10 protein-coding genes are annotated in these 17160 nt (G+C 70.7%); 5 read left to right on the top strand and 5 right to left on the bottom strand.

Annotation, left to right across the window (positions count from 1 at the left end; genetic code table 11):
• Positions 1–83: 83 nt before the first annotated feature.
• Positions 84–1019, bottom strand: a complete 936-nt coding sequence (locus tag J5X86_RS08500; protein WP_043241119.1) for a LysR family transcriptional regulator — start codon at positions 1017–1019, stop codon at positions 84–86.
• 174 nt (positions 1020–1193) lie between these two features.
• Positions 1194–2294 (bottom strand): sulfotransferase, encoded by a 1101-nt coding sequence (locus J5X86_RS08495; protein WP_243979917.1) that lies wholly within the window; start codon positions 2292–2294, stop codon positions 1194–1196.
• A gap of 580 nt (positions 2295–2874) precedes the next feature.
• On the opposite strand from J5X86_RS08495, the gene J5X86_RS08490 reads away from it, so the two are divergent.
• On the top strand, positions 2875–5685 hold the full coding sequence (locus J5X86_RS08490) for a LuxR family transcriptional regulator (protein ID WP_208516167.1): 2811 nt from the start codon (positions 2875–2877) through the stop codon (positions 5683–5685).
• Positions 5686–5724: 39 nt separating this feature from the next.
• Positions 5725–7383 (top strand): NAD(P)/FAD-dependent oxidoreductase, encoded by a 1659-nt coding sequence (locus tag J5X86_RS08485; RefSeq protein WP_208516166.1) that lies wholly within the window; start codon positions 5725–5727, stop codon positions 7381–7383.
• A gap of 93 nt (positions 7384–7476) precedes the next feature.
• Here J5X86_RS08485 and J5X86_RS08480 read toward each other — a convergent pair whose 3' ends face one another.
• Both J5X86_RS08480 and J5X86_RS08475 read right to left on the bottom strand, forming a co-directional pair.
• A complete protein-coding gene (locus tag J5X86_RS08480; RefSeq protein WP_208516165.1) occupies positions 7477–8886 on the bottom strand; it encodes a class I adenylate-forming enzyme family protein in 1410 nt (469 codons plus the stop codon).
• 69 nt (positions 8887–8955) lie between these two features.
• Positions 8956–9561: a thioesterase II family protein gene (locus J5X86_RS08475; RefSeq protein ID WP_243979915.1), complete on the bottom strand. Its 606-nt coding sequence runs from the start codon at positions 9559–9561 to the stop codon at positions 8956–8958.
• Positions 9562–9946: 385 nt separating this feature from the next.
• Here J5X86_RS08475 and J5X86_RS08470 point away from each other — a divergent pair, with 385 nt between their 5' ends.
• From J5X86_RS08470 to J5X86_RS08460, 3 genes are read left to right on the top strand one after another with little or no spacing between them, the layout of a single operon-like run.
• Complete coding sequence (locus J5X86_RS08470) at positions 9947–10972, top strand: ABC transporter ATP-binding protein (RefSeq protein WP_208516164.1); 1026 nt, start codon at positions 9947–9949, stop codon at positions 10970–10972.
• The gene (locus J5X86_RS50500) at positions 10969–12396 is read left to right on the top strand and encodes an ABC transporter permease (RefSeq protein WP_243979912.1); all 1428 of its coding nucleotides are present in this window, start codon (positions 10969–10971) and stop codon (positions 12394–12396) included. Before J5X86_RS08470 ends, J5X86_RS50500 begins: the two co-directional genes overlap by 4 nt.
• Positions 12397–12429: 33 nt before the next feature.
• The gene (locus J5X86_RS08460; RefSeq protein ID WP_208516163.1) at positions 12430–13368 is read left to right on the top strand and encodes an ACP S-malonyltransferase; all 939 of its coding nucleotides are present in this window, start codon (positions 12430–12432) and stop codon (positions 13366–13368) included.
• A gap of 59 nt (positions 13369–13427) precedes the next feature.
• On the opposite strand, the gene J5X86_RS08455 is transcribed toward J5X86_RS08460, so the two are convergent.
• Positions 13428–17160, bottom strand: a 3733-nt coding sequence (locus J5X86_RS08455; protein WP_208516162.1) for a type I polyketide synthase, incomplete at its 5' end; no start/stop codon positions are given.

The following is a 17160-nucleotide window of genomic DNA, read 5'->3' as shown; positions in this document are numbered from 1 at the left end:
CGCCGCCCCGTCCCGTGGCACACGCCTCGCAGCAGCCTTACGGTTCGCACCACCCGCTCCGCATCGCCCCCGCACCCTCACAGCTACGGCAGCAGTCGCGTCGTGTTCGGCGGCAGGCCGAACTCCCCCGCGGCCGCCGTCCGCAGATGCTCCAGCATCACCCGGCGCAGCTCACGCGCGGCCCGGGGCGGCGCGACGTCCTTACGGTGGGCGACGGCGATGGTGCGCTGCATATCGTGGCCCGCGAACGGCGTGATCCGCAGCCCGGACCGGGCCGCCACCATGCCCGGCAGTACGGCGATGCCGAGCCCGGCCCGTACGAAGCCCAGCACCGCGTCCATCTCGCCGCCCTCGACCGTGAAGGACGGCTCGAACCCGGCCGCCCGGCAGACCGCCGTGGTGAATTCACGCAGGTCGTAGCCGCGCCGGAACATCACCATCGGCCGGTCCCGCAGATCCTCGACCAGGATCCGCCGACGCCGGGTGGGGGGTGGGGACGCGGGCGAGGAGGCCACCACCAACTCCTCCCGCAACAGCTCGGTGGCGGCGAGGGCGGATGCCTGGCCGGGCAGCGGGGTGATGATCAGCGCGAGGTCCAGCTCGCCCGCGGAGAGCGTGCGGACCAGGTCCTGGGAACCGCCCTCGTCCACGATCAGCTCGATGCCCGGGAACTCGTCGTGGAAGCGGCGCAGCACATCGGGGACGAAGCTGGCGCACAGGCTCGGCGTGGCCCCCAGCCGCACTCGGCCGCGCCGTAGCTGGGCGACCTCCTGGACCTCGCGGTGCGCGGTCTCGGCGTCGGCGAGGATCTGGCGGGCCAGCGGGAGCAGTGCCTCTCCCGCGTCGGTGAGGGCGATATTGCCGCGCGCCCGGTGGAAGAGATCGGCTCCCAGCTCCCGCTCCAGGGCGCGGATCTGCTGGGACAGCGAGGGCTGGGCGACATGCAGGAGCTCCGCGGCGCGGGTGAAGTGCCGGGTCTCCGCGACGGTGGCGAAATAACGCAGCTGATGCAACTGCACACCACGATGATAGGCACCGGCTATGGACGGGCTATGGACGCCTGGCCACAGCGTGCCCACGACAGATGGCCCAGGACAGATGGGCCAGGACAGATGGCCCAGGGCAAGGCAGCAGGGCGCCACCCGGCGACCGGCCTCGGGGTGAGCGGCCGTCGCCGGGTGACGACGCGCGCCCTACTGGTGGGCGACCAGCGCCCGCGTGCCCGGGATACAGGATTCGAGCAGCGGGGTGAGCTCCGCCTCGGGCAGCTTCCGCGCCGCGCCGGGCCGTCCGCCGTCGAGGTGGGCGATGGACGCGTCCAGCCAGGTGCGGTGCGGTTCCACCCCGATGAACTCGGCGAGCCGGATCAGTTCCTTCTCCGGCTCCTCCAGCAGGGTCTCGTACGACAGCGCGGTGCGCTGCTCCGCCGGGACCTCGTCCAGCTTCCGCAGACCGTCGACGATCGTCTCGGACCACAGGGTGCCGAACGCGCTGAGCGGGATGGGACGCTCCATCACCAGCGCCGGGTCGTACCGGTCGCTCAGCAGCGGTGCCAGGTCGGGCGGGAGCTGGGCCGCGTGCTGCGGCGTCAGCTGCTGCGGGGTCTCCAGACCGAGGTGCATGGCCATCTCCCACAGCATCGGGATCATCCGGAAGCTGAAGTGGCGGCTCATGGAGACGGCACAGTCGGGGCCCTCGCGGTAGAGGTGCACAAAGCGCGCCTCGGGGAAGGCGCGGTGCATCTCCGGCACGCGGCCGATGGACAGGCCGGTCCGCTCGACGACGGCACCGGGGTTGCCGAACCGTGCGCCGAGGGAGGCGAAAAGGGCCGTCCAGTGATCTGCCGGACGGCGGGTGGGCCAGGAGGTGACCTCGGACTCCAACTCGTCGAAGAGCGCGTCGGGATCGTCGGTCAGATGGGGCAGCACCATGACGCTGATGGCCGGAATACCGGTGGTCTCCGCGTCGAACCGCCGCTTGGGCATCCTGTGGTAGAGGAACTCGGGCGGAGTGGCGCCATTTTTGATCATGCTATTGGTGACCACATTGGGCCGGGACAGATATCCCCAGAACTCCGGGCCGCTCAGCGGAGCCTCGTCCAGCATCTCCGCATCGGGAATGCTGGCGAACAATTCATTGATGCTGAGAACATCCGGATGAATATTGATGACCTGAGACAGAGCCGTCGAACCGCACCGGCCGGTGCCGACGACAAATGTCAACTTCTGGTTGACCACGCGCACTTCCTCCCGTTTTCTCGGACAACTAGTCGCTTCCCTAGTAGCCGTTCCCATAGTGGCCCATGACACACCGCAGCCCATTCGGCGGCCGCGGCGATGCTAATGGACGCCTGGGGCGACGATGGCTACGACCATGGAACAGGGGAAACACACACAACGGGACGCGAGGGGGCGAACTCGAGGTTCAGTAGTTTCCGACACTTTTGCGCAACTTTCACATCCGACAGGGGTGTTACCCCCAGCAACCCCCCAGCCACCAGCGGCGAAGCGCGATCTGAGAGTCGACGCGTGGCTTCACAACTCGGTTACGGGGACGAAACCGTAATCGAACAGTTTCTCCCGTGACGAGACGGTCATCTTTTCCTACCAACAGCACTGCTAGAGTGCGCATCCGCCCCATACCCCTGATCCTGGGCTGGCATGCCCAACCCGGCCGGGAGGGGCGGAAGAAGACGCGACATGACACAGAGCAGCCATACCGCCGCGCAGGGTGTCAACAACGGAAGGGATCTGGGGCACAACAGCGGCGCGGCATTTTCGACTCGGGGGACGATGCATTACCAGGTGCGCCATGCACGGTGATTCGCTTTCAAGACCCCTGCGCATACGTTAAATCGGGGAAGGTGTTTCGTACGTGTTGGTGGAGCGCGATCAGGAGATAGCCCGGCTCAATCGGCTCCTCTTCGAGGGCGCCCGCGAGGGAAGCCGGCTCGCCGTGATCAGCGGCGCCGTTACGTCGGGAAAGACCGCACTTCTGCACACCGTGGCGGACACGGCGGGTGGACGCGGCGTCCGGGTCCTGCCCGCGGTCGCCTCCGCCTCGGAGCAGAAGTTCCCCTATGCCGTGCTCGAGCAGCTCTACCAGGGCATGCCGGCCCATCTGCAGCCCTCCCGGCCGCGGCCCGGCCTCGAGGCGCTCCGGAACCCGCACGGCCCGGTCGAGGCCGAACTCCCGCTGCTCCAGGACTTCCACCGCACGCTCGACGAACTGACCGGGGACGCCCCCCTGCTGATCGCCATCGACGACGTCCAGTTCGCCGACCTTCCGTCGCTGCGCTGCCTGGCGTACGGCATCCGCCGCTGCCGCTCGGAGGCGCTGTCCGTCGTGGTCAGCCGCGGGTCGCTGACCGGCCCCGCCGCCACGGCCCTGGACGAGCTGCTGCACGAGCCGAAGGTGTGCCATGTCCGGCTCGCCCCGCTCACCGTCGCGGGCGTCTCCACGCTGCTGACCCAGGAGTTGGGCACCGCGGAGGCCGGGCGCCATGCCGCCGCGTACCACGAGATGACCGGCGGCAATCTGCTGCTGCTGCGCGGCCTCCTGGACGACCGGTTCTCCCGCCTCACCCGCGGCCCCCTCGACCCCGCGCCCGGGACGGACGCCCCGGTGGCCGGGGAGCTGTTCCGGCAGGCGGCGCTGTCCTGCGTGTACCGCGGCGGCCCGGCCCACCGCCGGGTGGCCCACGGGGTCGCGCTGCTGGGTGACGCCACGTCCGTTCCCCTGCTGAGCAGGCTGATCGAGGTCGAGGAGCGGCTGGTCCGGCAGTCCGTCGGGCTGCTCACCGAGGTGGGCATCCTGCACGGCGGGCGGTTCCGCAGCGACGCGGTGCGCACCGTACTGCTGGACGATCTGGAGCTGCACGAGCTCGGCCCGCTGCACCTGCGGGCCGCCCGGCTGCTGTACGAGGAGGGCGCCGACCCCATCGACGTGGCCCGCCATCTGCTCAGCCACGAGGCGCCCGGGCCGGTCGAGGAGTGGATCTCGCAGGCGCTGTGCGACGCGGCCGTGCACGCCATCGCCGCGGACCGCAGAGAACTCGCCATGAACTGCCTGCAGATGGCCGACCGGTACAGCACCGACGAGCGCGAGGCGCTGCAGCTCCAGGCGACCATGGTGCAGGCCATGTGGCCGTTCAACCCACTGTCCCAGATGCGGCGGCTGCAGGCGCTGGCCGGTCCGGCCGGCAGCGGGCTGCTGCCCGCGCCGCAGACCATCCCGGTCGTCATCGGGCTGCTGGGGCTGGGGCGGATGGGCGAGGCCGCCGCCGCGCTGGAGCAGGTCAGCCGGGCCGCCGCCGAGCACCCGGGCACCGATCTCGACACCGGGCTGCGCACCATCCGGCTCGCGCTGTCCTCCACCTACCCCGACCACCCCGAACTGCGGCCCTTCCTGGACCAGGAGGAGTCCGACGGCCCTTGGGATATCGGCCCGCTGTCGCCTGACCAGTCCCCGGAGTCGCCCCAGCTCACCGCGTTCCGGGCGCTGCGGACCGTACTGAGCCGCGGTGTCGACGAGCGCGCCGTGCGGGCCGCGGAGCGGGTACTGGAGACCGTCCGGCTCTCCGACCGGACGATGCTGACGGTGCACGCCGCGCTGCAGACGCTGGTGTACGCGGACCGCCACGCCACCGCCACCAGTTGGTGCGACCGGCTGATCGAGGAGACCTCGGAGCGCGGTGCCAAGGCGCTGCTGGCCTACTTCTGTGTGCTGCGGGCCCAGATCGCGCTGCGCGTCGGACGGCTGCGGGACACGGTCCGGTACGCGGAGCGGGCGCTGGAGGAGCTTCCGGCGCGCGGCTGGGGGGTCACCGTCGGCATGCCGCTCGGGATGCTGATCAACGCGCACACCGCGATGGGCAACCACGACGCGGCGGCCGAACTGCTCGCCCGCCCGGTGCCGGAGGAGATGTACCGGAACCGCTTCGGGCTGCACTACCTCTACGCACGGGCCCGCCATCAGCTGGCGACCGGCCGGCAGCACGCGGCCCTCACCGACTTCCGCGCCTGTGGCGAGAAGATGGCCGCCTGGGGCCTGGACTCGCCCGCCACCCTGACCTGGCGGCTGGGCGCCGCCGAGACCTGGCTGACCCTGGGCGGCCAGGAGCGGGCGGCGCGGCTGGCGGAGGAGCAGTTGGAGCTGGCCGGGGAGTCCTCGTCCCGCACCCGGGGCGCCGCGCTGCGGGTCCTGGCCGCCACCCGGCCGCTGAACGAGCGGATCGCGCTGCTGCAGCAGGCGGTGGGGGTGCTCCAGGCGAGCGGCGGCTGGTACGAGATGGCGCGGGCGCTGGCGGATCTGGCGGAGGCGCACAAGCTGCTCGGCGATCTGGACACCAGCCGGCTGATGACCCGCCGGGCCCTGCGGCTCGCGGACAGCTGCGGCGCCGAGGAGTTGTCCCGTTCGCTGCAGCGCACTCCGGCCCGTTCGGCCCTGTCGGAAGCGACCCGTACGGGCGAGGATACTGCCGCCTTTTCCGAACTCTCCGATGCCGAGAGCCGGGTCGCAGCACTAGCAGCTTCCGGCTACACCAACCGGGAGATCGCCGCTAAGCTCTACATCACGATCTCCACGGTGGAACAACACTTGACCCGTGTCTACCGGAAGATCAACATCAGCCAGCGCCGAGAACTGCCCGCGAGCCTGGATTTCGATGTCGCTTACACCGCCTGATATCCCCGCGATGCCACTCGGCCCCAAGAGGTTGATGCCATGACGTGCGCTACCGCGTCCGCCACGACCATGCTCGTGCCGGATTTCCCCTTTTCCTATGACAGGTGGCTGTCCCACGCCGCAGGTTTGGGCGCCCTGCCTGCTGCGATGCACGGGACCGAAGTCGCCGTCATCGGCGGCGGAATGTCCGGACTGACCGCGGCCTATGAGCTTCTACGACTAGGGCTTTCCCCAGTTCTTTATGAAGCGGAGCAACTGGGCGGCCGGATGCGGTCCACCCCCTTCCCCGGGAATCCGGAATACAAGGCGGAGATGGGCGCCATGCGCTTTCCCGTCTCCGCGCGATCGCTGTTCCATTACATCGATCTGCTGGGCCTGTCCACTCGTCCTTTCCCTAATCCTTTGGCGCCGGCCACCGCGAGCACGCTGATCGACCTGAACGGCGGCCAGGACCGGGTGCGCACCGCAGGCGAGCTTCCGGGGGTCTACCAGGAGGTCGCCGACGCGTGGGACAAGGCGCTCCAGGAGCGCGCCGACCTGGCCACGCTGCGGGACGCCATCCAGCAGCGGGACGTCACCACGCTGAAGACCATATGGAACTCGCTGGTCAAGGAGTTCGACGACCAGTCCTTCTACGGCTTCCTCGCCACCTCTTCCACCTTCCAGTCGTTCCGTCACCGGGAGATCTTCGGCCAGGTGGGCTTCGGCACCGGCGGCTGGGACACCGACTTCCCCAACTCGGTGCTGGAGATCCTGCGCGTCGTGGTCACCGAGGCCGACGACAACCAGGTGGGCATAGTCGGCGGCTCCTCCCAGGTGCCGAACGGGCTGTGGGAGCACCAGCCCGAGACGCTCGCCCACTGGCCGCAGGGCACCTCGCTGGCCTCGCTGCACGGCGGCCGGCCCCGCCCCGCGGTCACCCGGCTGCGGCGGACCGCCGACGGCGTCCGGGTGACGGACGAGAGCGGCGAGGAGCGCGAGTTCCCCGCGGTGATCTACAGCCCGCATCTATGGACGCTGCTGAACCGGGTCGACTGCGATCCGTCGCTGCTGTCCACTCCGCTGTGGACGGCGGTGGAGCGCACCCACTACATGGGCGCGTCCAAGCTGTTCGTCCTGGTCGACCGGCCGTTCTGGCGGGACGCCGATCCGGCGACCGGCCACGACGCGATGAGCATGACGCTCACCGACCGGATGCCGCGCGGGGTCTATCTGTTCGACGACGGGCCCGACCGGCCCGGGGTCATGTGCCTGTCGTACACCTGGAACGACGACTCGCTGAAGGTCGCCACGCTCTCGGCCGAGGAGCGGCTGGAGACGCTGCTCTCCAAGCTGGCCGCGATCTATCCGGACGTGGACATCCGGTCGCACATCATCGCGGGGCCGCTCACCGTCACCTGGGAGACCGAGCCCCGTTTCATGGGGGCCTTCAAGAACAATCTGCCCGGCCACTACCGCTATCAGCGGCGGCTGTTCACCCAGTTCATGCAGGACGGGATGGATCCGGCGCAGCAGGGCTTCTTCCTGTGCGGGGACGACGTCTCCTGGACGGCCGGGTTCGCCGAGGGAGCGGTGACCACGGCGCTGAACGCGGTGTGGGGAGTCCTCCGCCACCTCGGCGGCACCACGCATCCGGACAATCCGGGCCCCGGTGATCTCTTCGACACCTTCGCGCCGCTGGAGCTTCCGTACGACTGACGGCCACGGCCGCACCCATACAGCACACAACGGCCGTACACATACAGCACACAGGGGGAGCCGACGCGCGCCGTCGGCTCCCCCTGTCATGTCTCAGCCCTGGGCGATCTGCTCGAGCCGGCGCTTGTCCGGCTTGCCGTTGCGGTTGAGCGGGAAGCTCTCCAGCACCTCGACCCGGTTGGGCTGTTCGTAGAGCGGGAGCACCTGGCACAGCCGCTCCCGCCAGTGCTTGGCGTCCCGCAGTTCGTCGTCCTCCACGAAGAAGACGAGCTGGGTGTCGCCGGCCCGGCGCTCGTCGGGGAGCGGCACGATCCGGGTGGAGATCTCGGCGAGGGCGGCCTTCCGCTCGATCAGCTCGGGGTGGAGCGTGTAGCCGGAGCGGTGCACCGCGAACTTCCGCCCCAGGACGAAGAGGTTGTCGTCGGCGTCGAGGTAGCCGAGGTCGCCGGTGGTCTGCCAGCCGGTGGGCACGGCGTCGATGGTGCCGTCCTCGGCGAGATGGCCCTCGAGCGCGTCCGGGGTGTCGACCTCGATCTCGCCGGCCTCGCCGGGGGCGGCCGGGTGGCCGTCCTCGTCGATGACGCGCAGCTTGATGCCCTCCATGGCCCGGCCGCAGGAGACCGGGTTCTCCAGGGTGGCGAAGGCTATGTTGCCCAGCTCGGTGCTGCCGTAGCTGTCCAGCAGCGGCAGGCCGAACTCGGCCACATAGCGCTCGGAGAGCGCGCCGTCGAGCGGCGCGGCGCCCGAGCAGAACATCCGGACGCCTTCCAACTGCGTCCGCAGCGACGGCTTCCGGCCGACCAGGTTGAGCATGGTGCGGTAGCTCGACGGAGTGGCGTCGATCACCGTGGCGCCGGTCCGTCCGGCCATCTGCACGGCCCGGTCCAGGCGCTTGTACGGGGCGATCACCAGCGAGCAGCGGGTGAGCCAGGCGATGAGCACCATGGACAGCCCGTACTGGTGGGCGAAGGGCAGCAGCGGCAGCAGTACGTCGTCCGGCCGGTGCCCGACCTGGGCGGCGTTGCGCTCCAGGTTGGTGAGGAACTTACGGCCGGACTTGACGGCGCCCTTGGGCTCGCCGGTGGAACCGGAGGTCCACATGATCAGGCCGTCGCGACGGTCGGCCCAGGCGTCGAAGGACAGCTCCCGAGTGGTGAGTGGGCGCCCGGCGGCCGGGGCGATCAGTTCGTAGAGGTTCACCGTACGGATGTCGGCGTGGATCGGGGCGTCGTCGTCCACGAAGGCGATCGCGGCGCCGGTGCGCTGGGCGATCCGCCGGGTCTCGTCCGGGTGCTCCTGCTGGTCGATCAGCACGATGGAGGCTCCCACGTGCATGAGCGCGAACAGCACACTCACATAGGCGGCGGAGTTGCCCGCCTTGAAGATGACGCGGTCGCCGTGGGTCACCCCGTGCTCGCGGATCACATCGGCGACGCGCAGCGCGTCCAGCTCGAAGTCGGCCAGGGTCTGCACCGAGTCGAGCGCGTAGATCTTCGCGGTCATCGAACGTACTCTTTTCCTTTTCGCTTAGGAGTTCGCTCAGGAGTACGGGCAGCCCTGGGCGGGTCCCCCCTAGGCTCCCTGGTCTTCGAAGCCGGTCTCCCACTCGGCATCGACGGGGACATGCGAGAGCAACTGGTCGTGCACCAGGTTGACGACCTCTCTCCGGCTCGAGTCGAGGTAGTAACGGGCGCCGGGAAACACCTCGAGGTCGAATCGTCCGCTCGTACGCCGCCGCCAGGCCCGTACGCCGCGCAGCGGGGTCTTGGGGTCGCCCTCACCGGCGAGGGCGACGATCCGGCAGCCGAGCTCCGGGGGCCCCAGGGACATGCCCCAGTGCGCGGTGCGGCCGGATACGAACAGGGTCAGCAGCGCCGTCCCAGTCTCCCGTTCCAGTCGCTCGGCGACGCGGTAGGCGAGGTCGGCGCCGGCCCGGTGGCCGAAGAACGCGAGCGGGCGGTCCATCCACTCCCCCAGCGCACCGAAGATCCGGTCCGCGAGGCCGGCCGAATCGGTCAGCCGCTCGTCGTCGTCGACGCCCACGTACAGGGGGTACTGGATCGCCAACACCTCGACGGTGGGCAGCAGAAGCTCGGACAGCGAGAGGTAGTACGCGGTGGAGTGGGCGGATTCCGGGAAACAGATCAGCCGGAAACTACTCGGAGTTTCCGTTTGCAATATCCGAATAAGGCCCACATCATCGGGCTTGATCTGGCTCAAGGAGTACATCCCCGCGATTGCACTGAGGGGCCGGGTACGAGTGCGATGGTGGGGCGCGTCGACCACGCTCGTCCGAGATGCTGACTCCGTGAGGCTATGAGCCCTTCTCCGGGGCCACAACCCCTAGTAACCGCTATTCGAGGTACGCGCGATATGCGGGTACCACGCCATCGCGGCGCGGCCCGGGACACAGCGGGACACAGCAGGCGCCCCCTAAGGCCCCCTCACCCGTGCCACCACCCCCTAATCTGCAGGCAGTTAGGGGTCAGGAGTCAAGCCGTCGTGTTAGACAAGAGGAAAGTAATGTTCTCCTCAAGCCAATTAAATCGGTGCGACGACAGCGATGAACACAACACGCCCTATTGACTTCGCCGTCGTTGTCGACGGCTTGATCAAGAAGTATCCCGGCCGGCCCACCCCGGCTGTCGACAATCTCAGCTTCACCGTCAGGCACGGTGAAGTCTTCGGCTTCCTCGGGCCCAACGGGGCGGGTAAGACCACCACCATCGGCATCCTGACCACCCGTGTCGCCCCCACCGGCGGGCGTGCCTTCGTGCAGGGCGTCGATGTGGTGCGCAGGCCGGCGGTGGCCCGGCAGTCCTTCGCCATCGTGCCGCAGCGCAACAACCTGGACCGGTCACTGACGATCCGTCAGAACCTGACCTTCCACGCCGGCTACCATGGTCTCCCCCGCTCGGAGCGCAACCGCCTGGCGGACGAGAGCCTGGACTGGGTCGGCCTCTCCGACCATGCCAAGGCCCGGGCGGACCAGGTCTCCGGTGGTCAGGCACAGCGCGTGATGATCGCGCGGGCGCTGATGCACCGCCCCCGAGTGCTGTTCCTGGACGAGCCGGCCACCGGCCTCGACCCGCAGTCACAGATCTTCGTACGCGACCGGGTCGCCGAACTGAAGACCCGTGGCGTCACGGTGGTGATCACCACCCACGACATGGAGGAAGCCTCCAAGCTGTGTGACCGGATCGGCATCGTCGACCACGGCAAGCTGCTCGCCCTGGACACCCCCGAGGCACTGACCAGCCGGATGAGCAACACCGCGCTGACCGTCACGGTGCGCCCGCCGCACAGCGGGATGAACGGCGTGGTCCACATGGTGCAGGGCCTCGGGGTCGCCGAGCGGGTCGAGGTGCTCAGCGCCGAGGCCGAGATGGCCGCAGCCATGGGCGGGGCCGGGGCGGTCGACGACGGCACCTTCCGGATGAAGGTCTACAGCAACGCGTCGTCCTCCGTACTTCTGCCCACGGTCATCAAGGCCCTGACCGACACCGGCTGCGAAATCAAGGACCTGAATGTGAGCAAGGCGAGCCTGGAAGACGTCTTTGTCGACCTGACGGGGAAGGAGATGCGATGAGCTCCTCCTCTCGACCCACGTCATCGACGGACGGGACCACGGGTGGCAAGGCCGCGGAGGAGAAGCCCGCGGCCGGCGCCGGGGCACCCGCGCACCAGGGCGGCGCCGCCAGGGGCGGTGAGCACCGGCCCGCCGACCCCAGGACCCCCGCTGCCAGGCCGGACGGGAACGGCACCACCGATCCGCGGGCCGCGGAGCCGAAGTCCCCCGAGGACGACGGCTTCGAGGACACCCGGACCGTGCTCGTCCGGTCCAAGCCGTCGGCCCCGCGTCCGGGCGCCGAGATGCAGAAGGCCACCCCGAACGCGCCGGTCAAGCACGAGGGCAAGACGCCGGATGTCCGGCAGCCCGACCCCCGGCAGCAGCAGAGCCGGCCGCAGGAGCACCGGCACCACGAGGCCAGGGGCATGGGCGTCCCGCACGGCGGCGGCGACATCGGGGACACCCTGACGCTCGTCATCAAGCCCATCCCGGCCCCGTCGGCCTCCCAGGCCGCACAGGACGCCAAGGCCGCGCTGAACGCCATCATCGCGGCGGCGGACGCCCGTTCGCCGCTCGTGGAGCCCGAGCCCGAGCCGCAGCCCGAACTCGAACTCGAACTGCCCGACGCCAAGCGCCGCAGCGGGCGCCACCGGCGCCGCGCCAATCGGTGGCGGACGTTCTTCTTCATCCTGTGGCGCGACATCTTCGTCACCGGCCGCGAGATGGGCCCCTTCCTGGGCCAGGTCATCGTGGAACCGTTCTTCATGCTGTTCGTCTTCGGCAAGGTGCTCGGCGAGATCGGCTTCACCCAGCCCGGCTTCCAGCAGGTGCTGCTGCCCGGTGTGGTGGCGCTCAACAGCTTCCTGGTCGCGCTCCAGAACACCGCGCTGCCGCTGGCCATCGACTTCTCCTGGACCAAGGAGATCGAGGACCGATTGCTCGCACCCATTCCGGTCTCCCTGGTGGCGGTGGAGAAGGCGATCTTCGGCGCGATGCGCGGTCTGATCGGCTCCCTGGTCATGATCCCGATCGGTCTGGCGCTGCTGGACGACGTCTCCTGGCCACTGGAGAAGATGCCGGTGACGCTGGGCATCCTGAGCCTCGGCGGACTGGTCGGCGGCTGCGTCGGCCTCACCCTGGGCACCCTGGCGCCCGCGCGTCATATCTCCATCGTCTTCGCCATGACGCTCACCCCGATCATGTTCACCGGGGCCACGCAGTTCCCGTGGCGGAGCCTGGAGGGTGTCCGCTGGTTCCAGATCCTGTGCTCCTTCAACCCGCTGACCTACGTCACCGAGGCGATGCGCGGACTGCTGCTGGAACCCGGGCCCAAGGTGCCGGAGTCGATTCCGCTGTGGATCTGCTTCTCCGCCATCGCAGCGGCCATCCTGATCTTCGGGACCATCGGCATCCGGGGCTTCAACCGCAGGGCGCAGGACTGAGCGACGGCAGGATCGAGAGTAAGGCACCACACCATGACGGCATCCGAGCAGACGAAGACAGCCATCGTGTTCCCCGGTATGGGGCCCTCCGGCTTCTCCGAGGTGGGCAGGTTCCTGACGCTCGACCCGTTCGCCCGCAAGCGGCTCGCCGAGGCCGACGAGGCGCTGGGCTACTCGGTCTTCGACCGGCTCCGCGACTCCGAGGACGACTACTCCGAGGCCACCCAGATCGCCTTCCTGGTGAACTCGATGGCCTCGGCGGACCGCGCGGAGCAGGAGCACGGACTGGTCCCGGACCTGTGCGTGGGCCCCAGCTTCGGGCAGAAGGCGGCTGCGGCGTACGTCAGTTCGCTGCCGTTCCCCGAGGTGGTGCGGCTCACCGCGGAGCTGGCCCGCTGTGAGCACGCGTACTTCGCCGAGGAGCACCAGGACGCGGTCACCCACACCTTCGTCCGCACTCCGCAGGAGAAGCTGACGGAGATTCTCACCGAGCTCGGCGAGCGCGGTGAGTGGTACGACTACTCCGGCTATCTCGACGACGGCTTCTTCATGGTCTCGCTGCGCGAGAAGGAGCTGGAGGGGTTCAAGAAGGCGATCAGCCAGGCCGGCGGCTACTCCATGTACACCATGGTCCCGGCGGTGCACGCACCCGCGTTCGCGGAGCTGCGGCGCCGGGCCGCCGAGGAGATCCTGCCGAAGTACGACATCCTCGACCCGAAGCTGCCCGTGGTCACCGACCAGGACGGCACCATCGTGACCTCGGCCGACGCGCTGCGCACGATGCTGCTGGACACCTTCGACCTGCCGATCCACTGGCCGAAGGTGGTGGACACGCTGAAGGGCGCCGGGGTGTCGAAGATGTACATCACCGGGCCGGACAACCTCTTCCACCGGCTGGACCGCACCAAGTCCAGCTTCGAGGTGGTCACGGTGGGTCCGGGCAAGCGCTCGCGGCCCGCTCGTAAGCGCTGATCCCACACCGCGCACAACGCAAAGGGCCGGGCCCGTGTGGGGGTGCGGGCCCGCGCCCGTCAGTCCGCCAGCCAGTCGGCCACGGCCCGTGCCGTCGTCCCGGCGTGCTCCTCCATCATGGTGAAGTGGTTCCCCGGCACGTCGAGCGCGGTGTGCGGGAGCTGCCAGTACGACCGCCAGTCGCCGTCGCGGGACCAGTCGAAGAGCCGCTCCCCCGCCCGGACCAGCAGCGTCGGCGTCTTGACCTCCTTGGGCCGCCACTGGCCGAACAGCCGGAAGTAGGCGCCCATGGCCAGCAGCCGGGTGTCGTCCACCGGCACCTGGCCGGCGCTCCGCTCGTCCATCCCGGCGCTCAGCCCGGGCTGGAGGGCCACGGCCGCGTCCCGGTCGTGCGAGTAGATGTCGAGCAGGACGACCGCGTCCGGGAAGACCCCGGTGCTCTCCAGCCGCGCGGCCACCTCATGGGCGAGCAGCCCGCCCGAGGAGTGGCCCAGCAGCACGAACGGCGCCCCGTCGGTCTCCCGCAGCACTGCCTCGGCCTGCGCCTCGATCACGGCCTCCGGATTGGCCGGGAGCCGTTCCCCGGCGACGAAGCCGGGGTTGCCCAGCGCCCAGACGTCCCGGTGGCCGCGGAACCCGGCGGCGAACCGCGCGTACTGGTGCGGGCCGCCGATCGACAGGATCGAGGAGAAGCACACCAGCGCGGGCCCGGTCGCACCGCGCGACAGCCGCACCAGCGCGGGCGCCTTGTCCAGCTCGGTGGCGCTCGCGAACGAGGGCCGGAACCGCGAGACGTCCATCAGCAGCCGGGTGAACTCCTCCTGCTTGCCAAGCTGTCCGGCCTCCCGCATCATCGCGCCGAACACGGCCGACGGCTCCGCGCCCGCCGCCTCCGCGCGTGGCGCGTCCGAGACCGCACCGCCCTCGGCGGCCACCGAACCGGCCAACTGCGCGAGCAACTGCCGGGCGACCAGCTCGGGCGTCGGGTGGTCGAACAGCAGCGTCGGGGCCAGCCGCAGCCCGCTCGCGGCGTTCAGCCGGTTGCGCAGCTCGACGGCGGTCAGCGAGTCGAAGCCCTGCTCCAGGAAGCCGCGCGTGGCCCCCACCGCCTCCGCGTCCGGGAAGCCGAGGACCGCGGCGGCCTGGCCGCGGACCAGGTCCAGCACGGCCTTTTCGCGCTCCGCCTCGGCCAGCCCGGCCAGCCGCCGCGCCAGCGAGGGGCCGCCCGTGTCGGCCGCCCCGGCGGCGACGGTGCGCCGCCGGGCCGGAGCCCGGACCAGCCCGCGGAACACGGCGGGCAGTCCACCCTCGGCGGCCTGCTCGCGCAGCGGCGCGATGTCCAGGTGCAGCGGTACGAGCACCGCCTCACCGCCGACCGTGCACGCCGTGTCGAACAGCTCCAGACCGTCCCGCGAGGACAGCGGCGCCATCCCGGAGCGCTCCATACGGGCCACGTCCGCGTCCGCCATGCCGCCGGTCATCGCGCTGCGCTGCTCCCACAGGCCCCAGGCCAGCGAGAGCGCGGGCAGTCCGGCGGAGCGGCGATGCGCGGCCAGGGCGTCCAGGAAGGCGTTGGCCGCCGCGTAGTTGGCCTGGCCCGGCGCGCCGAAGGTGCCGGCGGCGGACGAGAACAGCACGAAGGCGGAGAGGTCCAGATCGCGGGTCAGCTCGTGCAGGTTGTGCGCCGCGGCCACCTTCGGCCGGAAGACCGTGTCGATCCGGTCCGGGGTGAGCGTGGGCAGCAGCCCGTCGTCCAGCACACCCGCGGTGTGCACGACGGCGGTGAGCGGATGCTCCGGATCCACCTCGGCCAGCAGCATCGACAGCGCCTCGCGGTCGGCCACATCGCAGGCCGCGACGCTCACCCGGGCGCCCAGCGCGGTCAGTTCGTCGACCAGCCCGGGCATCCCCGGGGCGCGCTGCCCGCGGCGGCTGTTGAGCAGCAGATGCCGCACACCGCGCTCGGTCACCAGATGGCGGGCGAGCTGTCCGCCGAGGACACCGGTGGCGCCGGTGATCAGGACCGTACCGTCCGGGTCGAACTCCGGGAGCCCTTCCGGCGCCTGGCCCTCGTTCTGTTCCTGGGTGGCGACCCGGGCCAGCCGGGGCGCGTGGAGGGCGCCCGCGCGGACGGCGAGCTGCGGCTCCCCGCCTGCCACGGCCGCCGTGAGCAGGTCTGCCGAGGTCTCGTCACCGTCCAGGTCGAGCAGCAGGAAACGGTCCGGGTTCTCGGTCTGGGCGGTGCGGATCAGACCCCATACGGCCGACCGCGGCAGGTCGTGCACCGCGGCGTCCGGGGACGTGGCGACCGCGCGCCGGGTGACGAACGCCAGCCGCGCCCCGGCGAGGCCCTCCTCCGCGAGCCACGACAGCGCGCTGTCCAGCGCGGCATGGGTGGCCAGCCGGGCGCCCTCCGCCACATCGCCGCCCCCGGCGGGGCCGGTGTGCGGGAGGAGGACGACGTCCGGCCGGGGGCTGCCCGAAGCCACCACGGCCGCGAGTTCGGCCAGGTCGGCGAAGACGGCGCATTCGGCACCGGCGGAATCCAGCACGGCGACGAGCCCGAAGGCGTCCGTGCCGTGCGCGGCGTCCTGGCCGGCGCTGTTCACGGCGTCCTGGCCGGCGCTGTTCGCCGTGCCCTGGCCGACCAGGGCCCAGCGGAGGGTCCCGGGGGCCGCCGAGGGCGTCGGCACCGGCGCCCACTCCAGCCGGAACAGCGAGTCGTGGTACGTCACCTGGGCCGCGCGCAGTTGCTCCGGGGCGATACGACGCAGCACGAGGGAGTCCACCGACGCGACCGCGCCACCGTTCTCGTCCGCGACGTCCAGGGTCACCGTGTCCGGCCCGGCCGGGGCGATCCGTACGCGCAGCGCCGTGGCGCCCGCCGCGTGGAGCGTGACCCCGGTCCAGGAGAACGGCAGCCGGATCCCGTCGGCCTCGGCGCCCAGGAAGTCGCCGAGCGCGACCCCGTGCAGCGCGGCGTCCAGCAGCGCAGGATGCAGTCCGAACAGCGCGGCGTCGGCGTGCTGCCGCTGCTCCAGGCGCAGCTCGGCGAAGACCTCCTCGCCGCGCCGCCAGGCGGCGCCCAGCCCCTGGAACGCCGGGCCGTAGCCGATGCCGCCCGCCGCGAACCGCTCGTAGAGGTCGTCCACGTCGACGGCGACGGCCTCGGCGGGCGGCCATACGGACAGGTCGGCGCCGCCGTCCGTGGCGTCACCGGAGGCCAGGACACCGCTGGCGTGACGGATCCAGGGCTGGTCCGAGGCGTCGCCCCGGTCCGCGTCCGGCTCCGGGCGGGAGTAGACCTCCAGCGTCCGGCGGCCGCTCGCGTCGGGCGCGCCGACGGTCAGCCGGAGCTGGATCCCGCCCCGGCCCGGCAGGATCAGCGGCGCCTCGAGGGTCAGCTCCTCCAGCAGATCGCAGCCGACCTGGTCACCGGCGCGGATCGCCAGTTCCACGAAGGCCGTCCCCGGCAGCAGCGCGGTGCCGGACACGGCGTGGTCGGCGAGCCAGGGGTGGGTCTGGAGGGAGAGCCGCCCGGTGAGCAGGAAGCCATCGGAGTCGGGCAGTTCGACGGCGGCGCCCAGCAGCGGATGCCCGGCGGCGCCAAGCCCGGCGGAGGCGACATCGCCCACCGAGAGCGGGACCTCGATCCAGTAGCGCTCGTGCTGGAAGGCGTACGTGGGCAGCTCGACGCGCTCCGCGCCCGTCCCCTCGTACACCGCCTCCCAGTCCACGCTCACACCACGCGTCCACGCCTCGCCCAGCGAGGCCCAGAAGCGGTCCAGGCCG

The organism is Streptomyces sp. NEAU-YJ-81, from assembly GCF_017592595.1.
Lineage (GTDB): Bacteria > Actinomycetota > Actinomycetes > Streptomycetales > Streptomycetaceae > Streptomyces > Streptomyces hygroscopicus_B.
This window is presented reverse-complemented; position numbering and strand designations above follow the sequence as displayed.

What these genes read in the sequence shown, in the direction of transcription:
- J5X86_RS08470 (WP_208516164.1), top strand. Translation starts at nt 9,947, where the DNA reads ATGAACACAACACGCCCTATTGACTTCGCCGTCGTTGTCGACGGCTTG.
- J5X86_RS08480 (WP_208516165.1), bottom strand. Translation starts at nt 8,886, where the DNA reads ATGACCGCGAAGATCTACGCGCTCGACTCGGTGCAGACCCTGGCCGAC.
- J5X86_RS08485 (WP_208516166.1), top strand. Translation starts at nt 5,725, where the DNA reads ATGACGTGCGCTACCGCGTCCGCCACGACCATGCTCGTGCCGGATTTC.
- J5X86_RS50500 (WP_243979912.1), top strand. Translation starts at nt 10,969, where the DNA reads ATGAGCTCCTCCTCTCGACCCACGTCATCGACGGACGGGACCACGGGT.
- J5X86_RS08495 (WP_243979917.1), bottom strand. Translation starts at nt 2,294, where the DNA reads ATGGGAACGGCTACTAGGGAAGCGACTAGTTGTCCGAGAAAACGGGAG.
- J5X86_RS08460 (WP_208516163.1), top strand. Translation starts at nt 12,430, where the DNA reads ATGACGGCATCCGAGCAGACGAAGACAGCCATCGTGTTCCCCGGTATG.